The sequence below is a fragment of the Tangfeifania diversioriginum genome (assembly GCF_900141875.1).
GTDB lineage: Bacteria > Bacteroidota > Bacteroidia > Bacteroidales > Prolixibacteraceae > Tangfeifania > Tangfeifania diversioriginum.
Genome location: NZ_FQZE01000068.1, coordinates 1 through 5036 on the forward strand (window position 1 = coordinate 1; position 5036 = coordinate 5036).

General features: G+C 32.1%; 5 protein-coding genes. All 5 read left to right on the forward strand.

Annotated features, from left to right (window positions below; all coding sequences use genetic code 11):
- Window positions 1–412: 412 nt before the first annotated feature.
- The 5 genes from BUC07_RS20285 to BUC07_RS21035 all read left to right on the forward strand — a co-directional run bounded on the left by BUC07_RS20285 (window position 413) and on the right by BUC07_RS21035 (window position 4854).
- A complete protein-coding gene (locus BUC07_RS20285) occupies window positions 413–919 on the forward strand; it encodes an energy transducer TonB (RefSeq protein WP_175552588.1) in 507 nt (168 codons plus the stop codon).
- Window positions 920–1085: 166 nt separating this feature from the next.
- The gene (locus BUC07_RS20290) at window positions 1086–2900 is read left to right on the forward strand and encodes a hypothetical protein (RefSeq protein WP_073174154.1); all 1815 of its coding nucleotides are present in this window, start codon (window positions 1086–1088) and stop codon (window positions 2898–2900) included.
- A 267-nt stretch (window positions 2901–3167) separates the two neighbouring features.
- Window positions 3168–3383, forward strand: a complete 216-nt coding sequence (locus BUC07_RS21030; RefSeq protein WP_175552589.1) for a hypothetical protein — start codon at window positions 3168–3170, stop codon at window positions 3381–3383.
- Window positions 3370–4092: a hypothetical protein gene (locus tag BUC07_RS20295; RefSeq protein ID WP_139279674.1), complete on the forward strand. Its 723-nt coding sequence runs from the start codon at window positions 3370–3372 to the stop codon at window positions 4090–4092. Before BUC07_RS21030 ends, BUC07_RS20295 begins: the two co-directional genes overlap by 14 nt.
- A 588-nt stretch (window positions 4093–4680) precedes the next feature.
- Window positions 4681–4854 (forward strand): hypothetical protein, encoded by a 174-nt coding sequence (locus BUC07_RS21035; RefSeq protein ID WP_175552590.1) that lies wholly within the window; start codon window positions 4681–4683, stop codon window positions 4852–4854.
- Window positions 4855–5036 lie beyond the last annotated feature (182 nt).

Genomic DNA, 5036 nt, shown 5'->3' on the forward strand with positions numbered 1-5036 from the left:
AGACAATGGAATTATTAGTGAATTTTCAACCTGCTAATAACGGAGTTGAACAATGCCTATTAAAAATAAATCGTTAGTTTTTCAGCAAACCCTAAGGTATTAGTGAAAAACATCATTTCACACAGTTTGTTTACCCGGTACCGGGCAGTTCCGTAAAACCCCATCCACCTGGATTGTTTTTTTAACAAAAGATCGGTACCTTTAAACGCTGAACTAAACCAATAACAATGAATACGCATTGGGAAATAACACAAACAAAAAGAAATCAATCCAAAAATTATTTTAGTACAAAAGTTGGGTTTTACACCCAAATCGGGAAGAAAACCCAACCTGACAATAGAGATATACCCCAACTTGTTGGGTTACACATACGTTGTGCGTCATAATGGAAATAAAAACAAAACTGCATAAAATGAAAATTACTAAACTTTTGATTTCAATAATTATCATGTTGTATGGAACGTTTGCTTATTCACAGGAAACGAATTTGTATGATGCAAAAGGAAAATTAAAAATTAATAATAATTACAAAATTGATAAAGATATTTTAAAGTACGTTGGAAATATAGAAAACGAGGCTTTGCAGAGTGTTTACGAAGCAATTGAATATCCGAATCCAGCTTATGAAAATGGGATAGAAGGACAAGTAATAGCCAAAATAGTCGTTTCACGAGGAGACCTATCAATATACTGCAAAATAGAATCTGCTTCAGACCCTTCTTTAGGAAAAGCAGTCGCAAAAGCATTTTACAAAAAATCTCTCATTATTTATAAATCATTAGAGACAGATGAGAAAATTGAGTTTTATGTTCCCTTTGAATTTAAAACAAACAAGTCATTCTTCATGGAGGAACTTAAAAAAAATAGCTTTATCAAGATTGAGAAAAATTTTATGCAAAAACCAATGAAATTAATGTGAAAAACAAATTACGAACGCACAACAAAGTACATATTGCAGGGCGGGGTTTGGTGGTACGCCAACTGCGGATTCTCGTTTCGCAGTTCCGTGTCCTTCGGACAGGAACGCGCTCCGAAATCCGCCCCGACAACATGTACCAACCGTTAGGTGCAAGCTTGAATAAAGAATGAACTATACAAGAAAATATTACGAATCATTATTAGACTTATTTTCATCTATTGTAAAAATAGAAAAGGATGATTATGAAAATCTTAATCATCATAAATCTTCATTGAAGACTCTAATTTCTAATGCTATAAAATTTGATATATTCCCTATTGAACTCAATGAATCAATTGAATCAGAACTTAAATCAAAAGCAAAAAATAATTTTGGTGCTAGACAGAGTAATCTTGGTGAGTTTCTCTATAATTTACTAGGTAAGTTATTGTACACATTTGAACTGACAGATAGGACAACCGATTATTCTACTGCTTTAGAACTATACAGAACAGAACTTCCTTTTCAAACAGTCTCTAAATGGAAAATTCTTAAAAATGAAAGCAAAGAATTTTCAACTGAATTTCTATTTTTTGACATAAATAGAAGATGGACAACTATTGATAATGAATCTGACTATAAGGACTATATAACCGAACTAACAAAAAGACATGTAAAGCTACGCTATGATTCAAAAGGAAAGAAAATTCCAAAAACTATATTAACTAAAATTCAAAACTACTTTCAACGTAAGTTTGATGAATCTGTAATATATATAGAGGAAAACTATCCGTCAATAAAAACAGAATTCATGATATACGATAGTAATATCAGGATGTACATAATTGACAGAAAAGGTGCCCCAGGTCAAACGACAAAACATACAAAGATTTACAAAGGTCTTAACCCTAAGAACAAGTGTATTATATATCCCTTCTTTCTCAATTTTGCATCAAGGTTTCATAATTTAGAAGAAATAGATTCGCTCCCTGTTGGTTCTTCCGAATCCTTGTTTGAAATTGACAACTTTGAAAAATACGACTCTGATTTTGACCCAAGACTTATTCATTTTGAGCTACTCTATTTATTCCTTAAAAATTGCAACAAAATTCAAAAAAAAGAATTCTTAAAATATTTAATAAAATGTTCATTGGCTACCCACGTTTTTGATTCGGAAAGGGCTGATGAATTAATTCTTTTTCATAATAAAAAATGTAGATTATTCATTGACAATACTCCTAATCTTAAACGAATCAAAGAAATCTTTAAGTCAAATGAATTCTCTTACATCGCATTCACAAACAGACCTGATTCTGAAACGTATAATTATCTGAAAGAATTAAATGTTAAGGATATAGTCATTGACGATATTGCAAGAAACTATATAAACATTTGGAATGGAGATATCATACATCATTATATCAAAGAAAGAATTCCCGACCTCAACATAGCTTCAAAATACCAGAATATTAGTCATGAATTAATCACAAAACTTAAAAATTGTCCGCATGGAATGGATGGGTGGTCAGAATTTGAAGATATATGTATAAAAATCTTTAAATATTTATTTTTAGACAATTTCAGAAATTACACGCAGAAAGTTCAAGCATATACTAATGACAATATTTTCAGGAGAGACCTCATTATTAACAACAATTTTAATGATACAACTAGTATTTGGGGACAGGCAAAATCAGATTTCAATTGTAATTTGATAGTAGTTGATTTTAAGAATTATTCAGAACCATTAGAACAAAATGAATTCTATTTACCATCAAAGTACTTAAATCTTAAGACAGGAAAATTTGGTTTAGTAATAACAAGAAAAGGATTAGGAAATTCAGCTAAAACATTGCAAAAAAGAATGCTCAATCTAAACGATGAACTATTGATAGCTTTGACAGAGGATGATTTAATTCAAATGATAAAGGAAAAGTCTTTAAATCAAGACCCATCATACAGGTTAGAAAATATTAAATTTAGTCTTTATGAAACAACATAAAAAAGCCAGCACCTAATAAATAGGAATATGAGCGGTCGGCACGACCCAGCGATTATTCTGTGTTGAACTACAACCCGGTTTATTTTGCAGGATTTTTTTCTATGTACTTAACGACGGTTTTAGGTTTGGTTCTTGTTGGAATTCAGGTAATTATTTATTTTTAAAATTACTCTGTAAGAACTGAAGTGAATTATACAAAAATAAGAATTTTGACTGTGATATACTTTAAATTTTTGAGGAGAATGAAAATTGAAACATTGAATTAAAATGAAATACGTTTTCAACAAAATAAATGAACACTTTGAGCGTACTTTTGAATCAGCTATCCCGCAGGGATTTAGTTCAACAATTTGTAAATTGCATTGCGGGGTTTGTGGTGTGTCGTATGCTGGATTCTCGCAACATCGTTCCGTCCTGCCGGACAGGAACGAGCTCCGAAATCCGCAACGACAACTTACAAGTGACCGTTATGCCCACTATTAAACAAAGAAGAAGACCTGCAAATATGAAAAGTAGAATACTAACTTTTGGACTTTTGATTTCATTGACAATGTCGAGTTGTATTGTTTATCATCCAATGACAACCGACATTCCGTTGATTAGTGAAAAAAACGATTTAAGAGTCGATGCAGGAATTTCAATTGTTCCTTCAGCTAATGCAACTATCTCATACGGACTAACTCATAAAATTGCAATTCAAGGATTTGGGAGTGTTGGTGCAGATGATAGGTATTATGTACAAGCGGCAACTGGACTCTATAAAAATAAAGGGAATAATAGAATTCTGGAACTTTATAGTGGTTTTGGCTATGGATACGGAAATGCATATAAAGATGCGAATCCAGGAAACTTGCTCGGTGATTATCAGCTATATTTTGGACAAGCGAATTTTGGGAAAATAGCAAGTAGTAATTCAAACTTTGAGACTGGATTTGGATTAAAAGCAGGATATCTTCATTCAAATCTAACAGATAAAAATTATTACGACTGGATTTCAGAGAGTGGACCTTTTAAAACTTATCACGATGAAAGTATTTTGTTTGAGCCAGTTGGATTTATAAGGTTTGGAGGTGATAAATTAAGAATTAATATAAAACTTGGAGGAACATTAATTTATAAATTCACAAACACAGACAGAGATTTACCATATAGTTATTTAAATCTTGGAATTGGATTAAACTACAGATTATGAATAAAATACTGGGCATAATAAATAGGACTCTGAGCGGCGCGCAGCGCCCAGCGATGAGCCCATGTTGAACCCGCCTGAATGACATAGTCGGGCAGGCTACAACCGGTCTATTTTGCAGAATTTTTTTTCTATGTACTTAACGACGGTTTTAGGGTTGGTTCTTGTTGAAATCCAGGTAATTATTTAGTTTTAAAATTACTCTGTAAGAACTAAAGTGAATTATACAAAAATAAGAATTTTGACTGTGATATACTTTAAATTTTTGAGGAGAATGAAAATTGAAACATTGAATTAAAATGAAATACGTTTTCAACAAAATAAATGAACACTTTGAGCGTACTTTTGAATCAGCTTTCCCGCAGGGATTTAGTTCAACAAATTGTAAATTGCATTGCGGGGTTCGTGCGGTGTCGTTCGCTGGATTCTCGCAACATCGTTCCGTCCTGCCGGACAGGAACGAGCTCCGAAATCCGCAACGACAACTTACAAGTGAACGTTATGCGCAAGTTAAAAACTGCCAATAAGTTAAGCACATTTAAATTTTGAGACTAATGCAAATTTATAGAAACAACATAAAATAAAAATCTAATGAAAACTTATAAAGTAATTAAATTATCAACAGCATGGTCAACCTCAAAACTGACTGAACGAGTTGAAAAATTTTTAAATGAAAAAGAAAAGGATGGCTACGAAATTATTTCGGTAGCTTTTGGAGTAAATTTATGGTGGCTACCTACTGCTTTTATCACTATCTGTAAATGACTTTAAATTAGAAAAATTAAATGTCAAGAGTATATTGCACCAAAAAACTAAAGGACTTCATTGGAAATGTTGAGGAAACATTACCTGGGGTTTGCTGAAAAACTAACGATTTATTTTTAATAGGCATTGTTCAACTCCGTTATTAGCAGGTTGAAAATTCACTAATAATTCCATTGTCTGGC